Here is a 15280-nt window from a genome sequence, read left to right on the forward strand (position 1 = left end):
TCAATTTTTCTTTTCTTAGAATTTCTTTTTAAGCTTATCAAAATTAGTTTTTAAAAATTCATAAAGGCTGCTGCCCTTAAAAATTTTCTTCCTACCTTTCCAATAAAATTCATTAAAATGCTCCTCCCTAAAGCCTGCAAGAGTCTCATCTAAAATTTTATAATCCTCTTTATAATTATAGATACAAGGAATTCGATAAATTTCCCTTCTATCCATTAATCGTATGCACTCATAAAAGTCTTTGGCACTAAGCAGATTCATGAAAACTAGCGTCTCCTCTGGCACATTTTTTAGAGATAAAATTTCTTCAAAAAGAGCCGGACCTCCGCTAAGCACTAAACACTCAATCAAAGTGACGTCCTCAAGCCCTGTTAGTTCCTTACGTTTTTGACTGATGTAGTTCTCGCTTCTGCCGCTAAAATCCACAATCTTTACTCTTGCGTCATCATTAACCTCTATGAAATTGTTATAATTTGGAATTACATTAAAGCCTTCAAGCTCTAGAGAACCATCTTTGCTAAGAACACCCTTTAGGCCTTCCGTTCTTAGGTGGTTATTAGTTGATTGGTCAATAAGACTCACCCTTGTAAACTGCCCCATCCACTTAGCTAGACTTAAGCAAATGTGCGTCACTCCGATGCCTGGTCTCATTCCCCTGACAAAAATTATTTTGGACGTTTCCTTCGTAACCTCTAATTCCTCTAATATGGCAGTTAAAGCCCTTTTTAAGTTTGCTACACTTTTGTATCTTTGACTTTTTTCGTGCTTTGTCGCTTTTTTAATTATTTCCTTAAACCTGTCATCTTTTGTTTGTTTTTTCTGACACATATAGGCTAGGACCTGGCCTAGTCCATAAATATCCGACTGGATAGATGCTGTTTCATCTAAATATTGCTCTGGTGCTGCAAAAGTTGGACTACCCGTATTCACCTTCGTTTCAATATTCTTGTTTACAACACTTCCAAGATCTATCAACCAAAGTTCGTCATTATTATCAATCATTATATTATCTGGTTTAAGATCCATGTGAAGAAGATTTGCTGTGTCATGCATATATTCCAGTATATTGCACAAATTAATCATTATCTTAGCAATTTCTTTATCCCTTAAATTTTTCTCATCTAAAAATTTCGATAAAGTCATCGCCTCAACATATTCTTTAATAATAACTATTTCGTTGTCATCTTCTTCAATATCAATTATTCGTGGAATATTAGGATGTCTAAGATTCTTAATTAGATTGACCTTTGTGAAAATGTTATCTCCATCTCCATTGGTCTTAGAAATAAATTTCGCAATTCGTAAACAATCAAAATTCTTATGTCTAATTATACATACTCTAGATTGCTTAGTTCTTGCAAGCTCGCATATTAGCTCATACTTACTATCTTCTATTAGGCATTACCTCCCTTTAGTGGTGAAGTACGAGTAACATCCTTGGGTATATTACTAGAAATATATTTATTTGTCAATCGCAGATTTATACTTTTTTTATTTTCAAAAGCAAAATTTAATTCCCACATGAGCTCCAAATCCTTTACATAACAAATAAAAATGAGTATTATTAACATAAGGATAAAGCATTTTTTTATTTTGCCGATAACAATATAAGAATGGAAATATTGTTAGCTAAATTTTAAATTTACACTAACGTTTAATCTAACATCTATATAGGTGTTTAAGAATGTGAGGTGCCATATGAAAATAGAGAAGATTAATGATAACCAAATTAGATGCACACTTAACAAATCAGACCTTGCATCAAGACAATTAAAAATTAGTGAATTAGCTTATGGAAGTGAAAAAGCGCGAGAACTCTTTCGCGATATGATGAGACAAGCTAACTATGAGCTAGGTTTTGAAGCAGAAGATTTACCTCTTATGATTGAGGCTATTCCTGTTTCAGCTGAATGCATAGTTTTGATTATAACTAAGGTTGATAATCCTGAGGAATTAGATACTAGATTTTCAAGATTCTCAGACAGCGATGAATCAGAGGATTTTGAAGACTATGATTATAATGACTTTGATGACGATTCAGATGATGACGAGGACGAAGATATGGTTCCTGGTAAGCTTTCAGATGAGTTAGATTCCGTTGAAAATCTTGATAGCGAGATCCAAGATTTAGGCAATGACTTAATGAACATCTTTAGCCAGGTTAAGGATTACCTTAACAAGAAGAAGGTTTCACCTAACAGTGATAGCTTTGTTCCTCTTAGCCAGTCAATATCTAATGCTAATGGAACTAATAAATCCGCTACGGATAATAAAGACAATAAAGACTCAATTATTAAGGACAATACAGCAGATGTTTCTACTTTAACACCACCAGTTGTTGTAAGAGTTTTCTCTTTTAACACTCTTGATGATGCCACAGATGCAGCCCTAATAATTAATCCAATATATTCAGACGATAGTACTTTCTTTAAGGACACAAAGGATAATCACTATTATCTTGCAATTACAAGAAAGAACACATCCTCTGTAAACTTTAATAAAATATGCAATATCCTTTCTGAATACGGCAAGAAAGAAACAATGGATGTTTCCTCTGTAGATTACTTCAAGGAACATCAGGAAGTTTTAATCAAGAAACACGCCGTTCAGATTTTAACAACAATTTAAGATCTACAATTTAATAAAACAATAAAATAAGAGTAGTAAGAAATTAACCTGCAAAGCTAATAATTCTTACTACTCTTTTTATTTTGCATTAAGCTAGCCTCTTAATTAACCAAGTGATGCTAAATATGTACGAATCTCTTCCATTAAGTCATCACAATCAAGGCCGTGAACTTCTGCTGCTTCCTCAATTGTCTCACCGATTGAAGATGGGCAACCGATACAGTGCATACCTGCACCAAGTAAAATAGGAATAATTCCTGGTTCCATCTGAATTGCATCGCCGATTCTTGTATCCTTAGTAATTCTCTTCATAATCTATCTTTACCTTTCTTTTTCTGATTTTGAAAATGTATCTAAACAGTTTTTATATTAACTAGGTTAATTCTCCTTGTCAAGCTAGTAAATCTTAAAGAAAACTAAAGGAAATGCTTAAATTTATTTTTGCAGTTAGTATATTCTTACTATAGTTTGTTGTATGGTTGTATTGTTTTCTAATCCAGTATTTATGCAATCTTTTTGTTCAATAAGTTAACATATGAAGACTTATTCATGTGTTAAATTGAGTAACTATGCGGGTTTGCTTGATTTTTGATAAATTTTATCGTATAATAAAGTATCTTTTTAAGGAGGTATTTTAACATGGCATATGTAATTAATGATGATTGTATTAGTTGCGGCGCTTGTGCTGCAGGATGTCCAGTAGAGGCTATTAGCGAAGGTGCTAACCACTACGAAATCAATCCAGATCTTTGCATCGAGTGTGGTGCTTGTGCAGGTGTCTGTCCTGTTGGTGCTCCTAACCCACAGTAGTTTTTACTAAGAGTTTTGGATGCATCTTTAATATTTATCTAATACGTATTAAAGTAAAGACCCGAGCTATGCTCGGGTCTTTTTTTATCTCTCATCCTTAAGCAAATCTGCAAATCTTGTCTGCTCTGGTAACCAAGCCATCTTAACAGTACCAATAGGACCGTTACGCTGCTTAGCAATAATAATTTCAGCTACACCAGGGAATTCAGTATCCTTGTTGTAGTAATCATCTCTATAAAGGAACATAACAACATCGGCATCCTGCTCGATGGCACCAGATTCTCTCAAATCCGAAAGCATCGGTCTATGGTCTGGTCTTTGTTCTACCGCTCTTGATAACTGAGAAAGTGTAACAACTGGTACATTTAATTCTCTGGCAAGAGCCTTTAAAGATCTAGAAATATCTGAAATTTCCTGCTGTCTTGATTCAGTCTTACCATTACCACTCATTAACTGAAGGTAATCGATAATAATAAGTCCAAGATTGTGCTCTAACTTATATTTTCTACATTTTGAACGCAATTCTGAAATTGAAATATTAGGAGTATCATCAATGATTAAGTGTGACTTTGCAATGCTATCAGCACCTTCAATTAACTTACCCCAATCTCCAGAATCTAGATTTCCTCGTCTAATCTTATCCGCATCAACTGTAGATTCAAGAGATAACATTCTGTTTACCAACTGCACATCTGACATTTCCAAAGAAAAGATTGCTGTTGTAACGCCCTCTTTAATTGCCACGTGCTCTGCTACATTTAATACAAAGGCAGTCTTACCCATAGAAGGTCTCGCCGCAACCAAGATAAAATCTGATGGCTGCATACCTGATAAGTATCTATCCAAATCCTTAAAACCCGTAGGCACACCAGTTACGCTACCTCTATTCTTAGCCGCCTCTGAAATTCTATCAAGGGCCTCAAGTACAACCTTATCAATGCTTGTGTACTCGTGATCCCCCTTATTCTTAACTAAGTCGAATATTCTTTTTTCTGTTTCTGCTAAAATGTCTTCAGTCTTGTCATTTCCTGCATAACAGTCATTGGCAATGCCCTCTGTAGTTCTAATTACACTTCTAAGTAGAGCCTTGTCCTTTACGATACCTGCATAGTGTCTAATATTAGCCGATGTTGGTACCGATGCAATTAAATTACGAATGAAATCCAAATCGTAAACCTGAGGTGGGGCATCCTTTTCCTTAAGGCGCTCCTGTAGAGTTACGATATCAACTGGTTTTCCTTCATTATTCATATCAACTATGGTCTGGAACATAATTCCATAATTACCATAATAAAAATCTTCTTGAGTTAATTGCTCACTAGCCGTTAAAATCGCTTGTCTATCAAGCATCATAGATCCAACAACAGAAGCCTCCGCCTCAATACTGCTAGGCATTTGCCTAGTAACTATTGCCTCATCCATTATCTAATCCTCTTTACTATAAATTCTACTTTTCAACAACCTTCACTGTAAGTTTTGCGCTAACTTCCTTGTGAAGCTTAACTGTAATAATATGACTTCCCAATGTCTTAATAGGCTCATCGAGTTTCATTTTCTTCTTATCAATTTCAAGACCAAGCTGTTTTTTAGCTGCCTCTGCAACTTCCTTAGTTGAGATTGTGCCAAATGTCTTTCCGCCTTCACCTGTCTTCATTGAAACTGTAACTGTTGACTCTTCTACTTTCTTTGCTAACTCCTTAGCAGCTGCTAATTCTTGTGCAGCTTCCTTCTCGGCTCTCTTATTAGCAAGCTTTAAGTCATTTAAATTCTGTGCTGTAGCTTCTATACCAAGCTTTTTAGGTAATACAAAATTTCTTGCATAACCGTCATTAATCTTTACAATCTGTCCTTTTTTTCCTAATGTCTTAACGTCTTCTAAAAGTATTACTTCCATGTCTACACTTCTCCTTCTTCTATCATACTATCTAGAGTCTGCTTAATCATTTCAACTGCTTCGTCTGTTGTTACATTTTCAAGCTGAGCACCTGCCACGCTCATGTGACCGCCACCGCCTAGCTTTTCCATAACAAGCTGAACGTTAATTTCATCAATAGAACGAGCTGAAATGAAAATCTTTCCTTCATAAGGTGTAATAACAAAAGAACCTTTAATACCATTAATATCTAATAAATCATTAGCAGCCTTAGCGCCACCAATTGTAGGACTTTCAAGTCCATCACCATTAAATACTGTAATAGCAAATGCATCTTTATATACTTCTGACTTACTAACAGCCTCTGCCACTGCCTTGTATTCATCCATATCATTACGTAACATTTTACGAACTCTTGTTACATCTGCACCATTTCTACGTAAGAAAGCAGCTGCCTCAAAGGTTCTTGGACCGGACTTGTTATTAAATCCGTCCGTATCAATATTAATACCTGCATACATAGCATCCGCCTCAAAGGCCTTTAATTTAATGCTATCATCCACGTATTGAATCATTTCTGCAATCATTTCACATGCTGAAGAAGCATATGGGTCAATGTATGAAAGAACCGCACCAGTAATAGTGTCGTTAGTTCTTCTATGATGATCAAAGTTAATAATTGTCTTACACTTAGTTAAAAGTTCCGGACACTCAGTTCTTTGAGGTCTGTTAACATCAACTACCACAACTACTGTATTAGAATTTACATAATCCGGCGCCTCGTCCTTTGTAAGGAACATATCCGCTGGATAATCGTCGTTGTTCTTAAATCTGTTAATGAAAGGTCTAACTGAACTTGTAACCTCGCCATAAACAATATGAGCGTCCTTGCCCATCTTCTTAGCAATTATGTAGATACCAAGTGCTGAGCCAAATGCATCAATATCTGGAATTGTATGACCCATAACCAAAACTCTCTCATTAGTCTCTAAAATCTGTCTTAAGGCATGTGCCATAACTCTAACCTTAACTCTGGCGTTCTTTTCCATCTGCTGGCTCTTACCGCCAAAGTAGTGAATCTTCTCATTATCCTTAACAACGGCCTGATCTCCACCTCTACCAAGAGCAAGATCCATTGCAGCCTTTGCCATATCAAAATTCTTAGAGTAATCAGAAGCGCCTGTACCAACACCAATTGATAATGTAAGTGTCATTTCATTACCAATCTTAACACCCTTAATATCCTCTAAAATGCTGAACTTATCCGCTAATAGCTTCTCTAGATACTTATATCTAAATACCACTAAATACTTATCCTTCTCCATCTTTCTAACAATAGCAGCTCCCGGAGAAAAATACTTATTAACTCTCTTATCAATAAGTCCAACAAAAAGGGATCTTCTAACATCGTCAATTGCCTCAAGAGCATCCTCGTAGTTATCGATGTAAACCAAACCCACTACGAATCTTTCATCTCTTAATTTCTGAATATACATGTTAATATCAGTCTCATCAAACATGTACATAGCAATCAGACTAGCATTATAATTTCTCTCTAAAATGTTAGTCCCTTCCGCAATCTTATCTGCGCTAATTCTGTGTAACTCAACCCTGTAATTTCTCTCATTTAACACCACTGGAACATCTGTCGATTCTCCAATTTCTGGGAAAATGTTATATTTAATTTCAGGTATAACGCTAGATATATTCTTATTAAAATCTTTACTTTTATTAAGGCACAACTGCATCTCTTCATTAAGCCATAAAACTTGTCCATTATTATCAAGTAAAGCATAAGGAATACTCAACTTGTTAAAAAGTAATCTCTGTACCTGAGAATAATTTGAGGCAAACTCAATTAAGTCATGGGCAATTCTTGGACGTAAGTAAAGAAGCATTATTCCGCATACCACAAGGTAAATTACTAGGAAAATGCTAACAATAATTCCTGCCTGGCTAGATACAAAATATATACCAATATTAACCACTGCTAAGATGATTAATAGTACAGTTGGCCATATAAATAAACTATTCAATTGTCCTGTCGGATTTAACGACATCTTCTTTTTGTTAAACATTTATATCACCATACATAGATTATCTCTATGCCCAAGTCCAAAATTTAGCAAGCTTAAACATATGTCTATGCCCACCATATTATCCTCACCATTATAACATATATACTATTCTTTTTTCATCTTGTCATATATATTTTTTACTTCTCTTGCTATATCATTAATTGACATCTCACTTGAATCAAAGAAGTATTCATAGCTCTCTTTACTAGCCCATTTACGCTTAGTGTGAGATTCATAGTAAGCTCTTCTTTGCTTATCTCTCTTCTTTATAAGCTTGCTAGCCTGGTCATCATCAAAGTCAAAATATGATTTAACTCTTTCAATTCTCTGCTCCATAGGCGCATCAATAAATACACTTAATACATTAATTTCTGGCAAATATCCATCCTTTTCCTCTAGTACAAAATCCGCACATCTACCAATAATTACTGCATCCGATTTATTAGCAATATTCTTTATAACATCACTTTGAAGCTTAAAAAGAACATCCTCCATTGGCTCGCCCTTAGGAGCATACTGATTTCCTGCAAAATTTCCTTCAAATAAAAATGGATTTGATTTCTTCTCATCAAATTTTTCCATATCCTTCTTATCTAGCTCACCCCTTTTTGCAGCTAGATTAATAAGTTCATTATTGTAGTAAGGAATCTGTAGTGCTGTTGCAAGTAGTTCCCCAACTACATGTCCGCCACTACCAAACCTTCTACCAATAGTAATCACAACTCTCTTTTCCATCCTGTTACCTCCTAAAATACATATTATATTCTAGACTCACACATCTCTTTAAATATATTATATCACTAAAATAAATTCTGTCATTATTTATAACATCAATAGTTTGACAATAAAAAAACAACCACCGAATACTCGGTGGTTGTTAAATTTAAGTGATAAATCACAAATTATTCTACAGTGTATGGTAAAAGAGCTACGTGTCTTGCTCTCTTAACAGCTACTGTTAAAGCTCTCTGATGCTTTGCACAGTTACCTGTAATTCTTCTAGGAAGGATCTTTCCTCTTTCAGAAATATACTTTCTTAAAAGAGCTACATCCTTATAATCTAATACCTTATTAGCGTCAGCACAAAAAGCACAAACTTTCTTTCTTCTACGCATAGGTCTTCTTCTCATCTGACCTTCAGATCTTTCAGCCTTCTTCTCTGGCATGGTAAGCTACCTCCTATCTTAGTTGAAAGGCAAGCCCTCATCCTCAACGCCATCTGGAATATTCATAAATCCGTCTCCAGCTTCCTGACTAGGCTGCTGTCTTGATGGTGTATAAGCTGCTCCTGAATAGTCTGCACCATTAGAAGCGGCTGCTGACTTGCTTTCCGCAAATTCTTGTTCTTCTACAATTACATCAGTAGTATAGACCTTCTGTCCATCCTTATTAGTATAGCTACCTGTCTGGATTCTACCAGTTACTACGATCTTAGTTCCCTGATGAAAATACTTCTCAGCGAACTCAGCTGACTTACCAAATGTTACACACTGAATAAAGTCTGCTGTTGGTTGATCATCGCTACTATTTCTAGATCTTCTTCTGTCTACTGCTAATGTATATCTCGCATGCGCACTTGAACTATCTCCGTTAGAATATCTAACATCTGGATCTCTAGTCAATCTGCCCATTAAAATTACTTTGTTCATAATTGCCTCCTCTACAAGGTTATAAGCAATAATAAACGTCGTTAATTACTCGCCATCCTTAACGATTAAGAATCTGAGTACGTTTTCAACAATACGAAGTCTGTTTTCGATTTCAGCTGGAGCAGAAGCTTCTGCTTCGAACTTAATGAATGAATAGAAACCTTCGTTCATATGCTGAATTTCGTATGCAAGCTTCTTCTTCTCGCTAGTACCTGGATCAGTAATTGTACCACCGAAACGAGTGATTAACTCTGTAACCTTCTCGATAGTAGCTGTTCTTACTTCCTCTTCGACGTTCGCGCTTACAACTAATGCTAACTCATACTTATTCATCTACGTCGCACCTCCTTTTGGTCTTTAGGTCCCTTCTACTGCGAAGGAACAAGGATAAAAATATATCACAGATAAAGATAATATCATAAGGAGAAATTTAAATCAAGCCCTTTTAATTTTTTTTACACTCTTTTGTAAAACAGACCTCTTAATTTCAATCTCATGTCCGCATCCTAAGCAAGACAATTTGATTTCCGCTCCCGTTTTAACTACCTTCCAATCCTTAGAACCACAAGGATGTTGCTTTTTCATTTCAACAATATCATTAGTCTCTAATTTTAAAATTGCCTCCATTAGAGCACCTCTTTAAAAAATTATAATAAGTGTTTAAATACCTCACCTAAGGCATCATTAATTAGTAAATCCGCCTTGGAATCATAAGGAGTCTTCGATTTATTAATTAAAACCATCTTGCTACCCCTATATTCATTTACAAAACCCGCTGCAGGATAAACCCCAAGAGAAGTTCCTCCTATTATAAGAACATCTGCATTTCTTATTAAATCCACAGCCTTGTAAATATCATCCTCGTTAAGGCCTTCCTCATAAAGTACCACGTCAGGCTTTATCACCCCGCCACAGCTACACTTCGGAATGTTCTTACTTTTGAAAATGTATTCCATATCGTAAAACTTGTGACATTTTGTACAGTAATTTCTATGCACAGAACCGTGAAGCTCCACTACATTTTTACTGCACGCCATCTGATGAAGTCCATCAATATTTTGTGTAATAACACCCTTTAGTTTTCCCATTTCTTCAAGCTTTGCTAAAGCTAAATGTGTTGTGCTTGGCTTTGCCTCTGGAAACAACATTTTCTCTCTATAAAATTCATAAAAGACATCCGGGTGTCTTAAGTAAAATGAATGACTAATAATTTCTTCTGGCGATAAGCCGTTATATTTGCTCATATAAAGGCCATCTGCCCCACGGAAGTCCGGAATTCCACTTTCAGTTGAAACTCCCGCTCCGCCAAAGAAAACTATGTTGTCGCTGTCCTTAACTAAATTTAAGAACTCATCAATATTACTCATTTAAAATCACTCCTAAAATATTACAGCCTAAAGCCTCTAATTTCTCTGTATAGTCCTCGGCCTCATCCTCACTAAATTGATTTTCATCCACCATAAGCACCGCAGCACTACTGTACTTTGCAGCGGTTCCACTAATATCCGAATCCACAAGCACTAAATCATAAACTTTGCTATAAGAATCAATCAAGCCCTTCATGATCATCTCATTATCAGTGTTTAAGGAATCCCCATCAATATTTCCTGTGAAAATGACATCGAAACCTTCTTTGTTAGTATGGCAAACAATATTGCCTGCCTTATCCACGTCTCTTAAAAAATCCATAACCCCAGCTATATTCTTTCCTAGCTTGTATTTTCCCACAAATACGTCACTAGAAATATCTGCATCTATAAAGAGCACTTTCTTTCCCATAAGATGTACACAATACGCAAGTTTGAAGGCTCCCATTCCTCCAGTTACAACTGAAAATGTTTTCTCTCCATTTAATTCCTTCACAACATTTTCTGCCAAATCCTTGTAAGTATCCATCTCAGCTGAAGATACGTCGATTAACTTATCAATATTTACACTAAACATACTCTTGTCCCCTTACTCTAGCCTAAATCATCAATTAACGTTTCTACATACTAAATATTCAATTTTCCCTACTTTGTCTCTTATTTTTAGCAGCCTTAAGCTTAAGCCTCTAAAAACTTTATCTCATCAAGCTTAAGCCTCTAAAAAACCTCTACTTCCTAAAGGCTTCTATTTCTTAAAAGCTTCTACTTTTCAAAAGCCTCTACTTCTTAACTCTGCCAAAAATCTTTAGCTTTTTCTTCTTTACCTCCACTTTCTCTTCTGCCTTAGTTTCAACTTCCTTACTCTCAGCAACCTCATCCTCATTAGCAGCGACCTCTGCTAACTTTGGCTCCTCTTTAGTTTCTGTCTTAGCAGTTTCAACCGCAGTCTCTTCAACCTTCTCAGCTGTCTCGACCTCTTCAGTCTTAATCTCTGCTTCAGCTACAGCTTCATCAACCTTAGCTTCTGTTTCTGCTACTGTCTCTTCAACCTTAGCCTCTGTTTCTGCTACTGCCTCTTCAGCCTTAGCCTCTGTTTCTGCTACAGTCTTTTCAACCTTAGCTTCTGTTTCTGCTACCGCCTCTTCAACCTTAGCCTCTGTTTCTGCTACTGCCTCTTCAGCCTTAGCCTCTGTTTCTACTGCTTCTTTTTCTTTATTACTCTTTGAAATATATTCGTCAAATTCAACGATTGCGTCGTTTGATACATTTGGCGCAATATAATCATTTTCAAATCTCTTATTAGAACTCTTCTTAGACTTTGCTCCATATTCTCGTTCATAATCGTAGTATTCGTCTTCGATTTCAGGTCTCTTTCTGAAAGCTAAATAGAAGAATAATACTAACATTTCTAATGCAAATGTAACTAAAGCTACAAGTGCTGTTAATCTTACAGTCTTAAGCATTAAGTCTGGTTTAAAGCTATCCCCTGTGCTTGTTCCTTCAGATAAAATCTGAATAGATTCTACAGGAATAATTGTAGTTGTCTTAACTGCTGTTGCAGCGATTGCATCAACGTAAGTCTTAGCTGTGTTCTGATCTGGATTAACAATAACTAATTCAATAATATTTGAATTAGCCACTGAATTAACAGTTAAGTACTTCTCAAGATTTTCAGAAGTACCAGCCAAATTCTTTGCAGCTGATAAAACTACGTCACTATTAAGAACAATAGAAAAATCGTCCTTAAGTCCTCCATTTTCTGCTCGTAATGTTGCCTCGTTAGCCTCTCCTGGAACAACATATAATTGTGCCACAGACTTGTACATATCCTTAATTGTATTGTACTCATACAAATAGCTTCCCACGCCTCCAAGGATTGTAACTAACAACAAAACTAAAATTCCTCTTGCAAATTTTCTCATAATTTCCACCCCTTCTAGAAATTTCTGTCTCTAATTTTTGTCTTATTTTGCCATAAAGCTATTTAATTGTATTATTTATATTATTACTATAACACTTTTTTCCTAAAAAGCAGAGTGGAAATTTCCACTCTGCCAAATTTTTTAGTTATATAACTTTTCTGGATAGTCACCAGCTTCGATTAACTTCTTAATAGACTCAACAACAACTGGCTTGTCTTCCTTATATGTAACACCAAACCACTTGTCCTTTGTCTCAAGAACAGCTACATCAGCCTTATTAGACTTGATTAACTGATCAACGATAGATGGAAGTAAATATTCACTCTTAATATCCCCTTCCTTAAGACCTGATAAGAAATCCTTAAATCCTTCTTCAAGTTCATCTAAGAAATCAGCTGTGAATCCCCACATATTCATTGAAACGTGTGACTGTGGATCAACATCAACGATTGCACCATTCTTTTCAGCCTGAGCACCTGTTGCTGTCTTAACGATTCCGCCTGTTTCATCAACGCCAACTAACTGTTCCTTATCATTTACAACGCAAATACCACGAGTAACAGCGCCGTTATCTGATAATGTATTACCTAAAATAAATCCTGCCATACAGAAGTCATACTTACCTGTAGCTGGACGATCTGCAACTAAATAGTCATGGATAAGCTTAAATGCTGTCTTTCCATAATAATCATCTGCATTAATTACTAAAAATGGATCTTTAACTGTACCCTTACATGCTAAAATTGCCTGGCCTGTTCCCCAAGGCTTTGTTCTATCAGCTGGTGCACTAAAACCTGCAGGTACATCTTCGATTTCCTGGAAAACATATTCAACTGGAATAACCTTCTCGATACGGTTACCAATTACTTCCTTAAATGTCTCTAATAAATCCTTTCTAGTAACGAAAACCACTTTATTGAAACCTGCTTCAATAGCGTCATAGATAGAATAATCCATGATTATTTCTCCGTTTGGTCCCATTGGCTCTAACTGTTTAATACCTCCGCCAAAACGGCTACCCATTCCTGCCGCCATAATAACAAGTGTTGTCGACTTCATAACACATCCTCCATAAATTAAAACTTATATATAAAAACAGAACAACATTCCTACAGACTTGTTCTGAATTTATCCTTAAAATTTTACGATTTACCTCATTAATACCACATTAATAAATCCTAAAACTCTTTCTCCATCTACTCTTCTGGATAATAATACCATCTAATTGCTGTGATTTCACCATCGTTATTCATATCGAATGTCAACTGAGCAAAATCATCTTCAATATCAGCATATTCACTCTTATAAGTATCTCCAAAGCAAGTAAATGTGACCATGTATTCTTCTGCTGTTTCTAAAGATGTATATCCTGTATAATCTATGATTCCATATTCCAAAATGCCTTCAATAGAATCAGATTCTAAAGTATCTATTGTAGAATCGCCATATAAATAATTACCAAGAACTGTATCACCATCTAAAGTATAGTAATTATTCTTATAATCCTGATCTCTATAATACTTATCTAAGATATCTTCTAACTTATCTCCTACCTTAAGTCCTCTTGAAAATGTATTCTCTTCACTTAAGGATGCAATAGCTGTTAATTTGTAGCTACCCTCTTCGCTAAGATTCTCAACCGCATGATTCTCATCATCAAGCTTCATAAAAATCAATGTTAATTCATTATATGAATAAACTTTCTCGTAATACTCATCAGTTGCTGCATCTGAGTTAGAATCAGTTGAACTTGATCCTGTAGAACTAGAAGCAGATGAACTTGAACTACTAGAACCGCTAGCATTATTAGAGCTATTAGAATTACTATTGTTACTTGAATTGCTCGATCCACTAGAACTTGATTTATCTGAACTAGTTGTATCTTCTGACTTATTAGTCTTCTCAGCCATCTCAGAAGAATCGATTATAGTAACAGGTTCGCCTAAAATACTCTTAACTTCATCCTCAGTCATGAACAATTTAATATTATCCATAACTAGATCAGTATAGCTAAACTTCTCAGCAGTACTAGCTTCTACTGTTTCATGTTCTTTTGTTTCCTCTGTTACTTCTTCACTAACTATTGTAGCTTCTTTCTTGCCATTGCAAGCTGTAAGACTAAAAATTGTTGCAGTTAGTGTTGTCATTATAGCTGTTAATTTTATTATCTTTTTCATAATAATCCCCATAATTTCACTATTGCTAAATCTTTTGTATTATAACACAATAGCAGCTAAATTGCACTATATTGATTTGTCAATTGAGTAAATAATTGGGGTGATTTTAACCTCGGATTTTAACTTAGAGATTGGTATAAAAAAAGAGCTTTAATCAAAATGATTAAAGCTCAGAGGCGACAACCAGATTCGAACTGGTGATCAGGGTGTTGCAGACCCACGCCTTACCACTTGGCTATGTCGCCAAACATACCAAACATATGCGAATAAGTGACGCCAAGGGGATTTGAACCCCTGATACCACCGTGAAAGGGTGGTGTCTTAACCGCTTGACCATGGCGCCTTATTAGTTTTGATAAGAACCAATGGTCAGAACCACTTATTCTTATAGCTCCCCGAGTAGGGCTCGAACCTACAACAACTCGGTTAACAGCCGAGTGCTCTACCATTGAGCTATCGAGGAATATTATCTTATCGATAATGCCTGAAAGATTGCTCTTTCAAAACTGCACATTAAATATATTCATCCGTTTGATTATCCTTAAAGAATAACCCTCGTATTGTTCAGTGATTTCTCACTCTCTATCCAAACCTTAACCTTACTTGGTTAAGCCCTCGACCTATTAGTACAAATCAGCTCCACATGTCACCACGCTTCCACCTTTTGCCTATCAACCTCGTCGTCTTCAAGGGGTCTTACTACATTCGTATGGGATATCTCATCTTGAGGGGGGCTTCACGCTTAGATGCCTTCAGCGTTTATCCCGTCCCGACTT

The 15280-nt window shown here is 35.8% G+C and carries 17 protein-coding genes, 3 tRNA genes and 1 rRNA gene; 2 read left to right on the forward strand and 19 right to left on the reverse strand.

The window, feature by feature from the left end; all coding sequences use genetic code 11:
• Positions 1-15: 15 nt before the first annotated feature.
• The gene (locus tag BLQ66_RS08170) at positions 16-1395 is read right to left on the reverse strand and encodes a serine/threonine-protein kinase (RefSeq protein WP_083330316.1); all 1380 of its coding nucleotides are present in this window, start codon (positions 1393-1395) and stop codon (positions 16-18) included.
• A 303-nt stretch (positions 1396-1698) separates the two neighbouring features.
• Between BLQ66_RS08170 and BLQ66_RS08175 the strand changes: the two genes are divergently transcribed.
• A complete protein-coding gene (locus BLQ66_RS08175; protein WP_074521727.1) occupies positions 1699-2628 on the forward strand; it encodes an adaptor protein MecA in 930 nt (309 codons plus the stop codon).
• A 105-nt stretch (positions 2629-2733) separates the two neighbouring features.
• Here BLQ66_RS08175 and BLQ66_RS08180 read toward each other — a convergent pair whose 3' ends face one another.
• Positions 2734-2940 carry a DUF1858 domain-containing protein gene (locus BLQ66_RS08180; RefSeq protein WP_074521728.1) on the reverse strand — a complete coding sequence of 69 codons (207 nt, stop codon included), beginning with the start codon at positions 2938-2940 and terminating at the stop codon, positions 2734-2736.
• 327 nt (positions 2941-3267) lie between these two features.
• On the opposite strand from BLQ66_RS08180, the gene BLQ66_RS08185 reads away from it, so the two are divergent.
• Positions 3268-3438 (forward strand): DUF362 domain-containing protein, encoded by a 171-nt coding sequence (locus tag BLQ66_RS08185; protein WP_027431004.1) that lies wholly within the window; start codon positions 3268-3270, stop codon positions 3436-3438.
• A gap of 84 nt (positions 3439-3522) precedes the next feature.
• On the opposite strand, the gene dnaB is transcribed toward BLQ66_RS08185, so the two are convergent.
• The 17 genes from dnaB to BLQ66_RS08270 all read right to left on the reverse strand — a co-directional run.
• On the reverse strand, positions 3523-4860 hold the full coding sequence (gene dnaB, locus BLQ66_RS08190) for a replicative DNA helicase (RefSeq protein WP_027431005.1): 1338 nt from the start codon (positions 4858-4860) through the stop codon (positions 3523-3525).
• A gap of 25 nt (positions 4861-4885) precedes the next feature.
• The gene (rplI, locus tag BLQ66_RS08195) at positions 4886-5332 is read right to left on the reverse strand and encodes a 50S ribosomal protein L9 (RefSeq protein WP_074521729.1); all 447 of its coding nucleotides are present in this window, start codon (positions 5330-5332) and stop codon (positions 4886-4888) included.
• Positions 5333-5334: 2 nt separating this feature from the next.
• Complete coding sequence (locus BLQ66_RS08200; RefSeq protein ID WP_083330317.1) at positions 5335-7389, reverse strand: DHH family phosphoesterase; 2055 nt, start codon at positions 7387-7389, stop codon at positions 5335-5337.
• A gap of 105 nt (positions 7390-7494) precedes the next feature.
• Positions 7495-8124 (reverse strand): cytidylate kinase-like family protein, encoded by a 630-nt coding sequence (locus BLQ66_RS08205; RefSeq protein ID WP_074521730.1) that lies wholly within the window; start codon positions 8122-8124, stop codon positions 7495-7497.
• 167 nt (positions 8125-8291) lie between these two features.
• Entirely contained in the window at positions 8292-8555 is a 264-nt protein-coding gene (gene rpsR / locus BLQ66_RS08210) for a 30S ribosomal protein S18 (RefSeq protein ID WP_027431009.1), read from the reverse strand.
• An 18-nt stretch (positions 8556-8573) separates the two neighbouring features.
• Complete coding sequence (locus tag BLQ66_RS08215) at positions 8574-9038, reverse strand: single-stranded DNA-binding protein (RefSeq protein WP_074521731.1); 465 nt, start codon at positions 9036-9038, stop codon at positions 8574-8576.
• A 45-nt stretch (positions 9039-9083) separates the two neighbouring features.
• Positions 9084-9371 (reverse strand): 30S ribosomal protein S6, encoded by a 288-nt coding sequence (rpsF, locus tag BLQ66_RS08220; RefSeq protein ID WP_027431011.1) that lies wholly within the window; start codon positions 9369-9371, stop codon positions 9084-9086.
• A gap of 102 nt (positions 9372-9473) precedes the next feature.
• On the reverse strand, positions 9474-9665 hold the full coding sequence (locus BLQ66_RS08225; protein ID WP_074521732.1) for a DUF951 domain-containing protein: 192 nt from the start codon (positions 9663-9665) through the stop codon (positions 9474-9476).
• A gap of 20 nt (positions 9666-9685) precedes the next feature.
• Positions 9686-10405, reverse strand: coding sequence for an NAD-dependent protein deacylase (locus tag BLQ66_RS08230; protein ID WP_074521733.1), 720 nt, complete (start codon positions 10403-10405; stop codon positions 9686-9688).
• Positions 10398-10982 (reverse strand): P-loop NTPase family protein, encoded by a 585-nt coding sequence (locus tag BLQ66_RS08235; protein WP_074521734.1) that lies wholly within the window; start codon positions 10980-10982, stop codon positions 10398-10400. Before BLQ66_RS08235 ends, BLQ66_RS08230 begins: the two co-directional genes overlap by 8 nt.
• Positions 10983-11184: 202 nt before the next feature.
• Complete coding sequence (locus BLQ66_RS08240; protein ID WP_074521735.1) at positions 11185-12327, reverse strand: YveK family protein; 1143 nt, start codon at positions 12325-12327, stop codon at positions 11185-11187.
• Positions 12328-12468: 141 nt separating this feature from the next.
• Positions 12469-13386, reverse strand: a complete 918-nt coding sequence (locus BLQ66_RS08245) for a nucleotidyltransferase family protein (protein ID WP_074521736.1) — start codon at positions 13384-13386, stop codon at positions 12469-12471.
• A 137-nt stretch (positions 13387-13523) separates the two neighbouring features.
• Positions 13524-14504, reverse strand: a complete 981-nt coding sequence (locus BLQ66_RS08250; RefSeq protein WP_074521737.1) for a hypothetical protein — start codon at positions 14502-14504, stop codon at positions 13524-13526.
• A gap of 174 nt (positions 14505-14678) precedes the next feature.
• Positions 14679-14749, reverse strand: a tRNA-Cys gene (locus BLQ66_RS08255).
• Positions 14750-14775: 26 nt separating this feature from the next.
• Positions 14776-14847 (reverse strand) — tRNA-Glu (locus BLQ66_RS08260).
• 48 nt (positions 14848-14895) lie between these two features.
• Positions 14896-14967: transfer RNA gene (locus BLQ66_RS08265), tRNA-Asn, on the reverse strand.
• Positions 14968-15107: 140 nt separating this feature from the next.
• Positions 15108-15280: ribosomal RNA gene (locus BLQ66_RS08270) — 23S ribosomal RNA — on the reverse strand; the annotation flags it as partial.

The sequence above is a fragment of the Lachnospira pectinoschiza genome, from assembly GCF_900103815.1.
In the GTDB taxonomy this organism is placed as follows: Bacteria; Bacillota; Clostridia; order Lachnospirales; family Lachnospiraceae; genus Lachnospira; species Lachnospira pectinoschiza_B.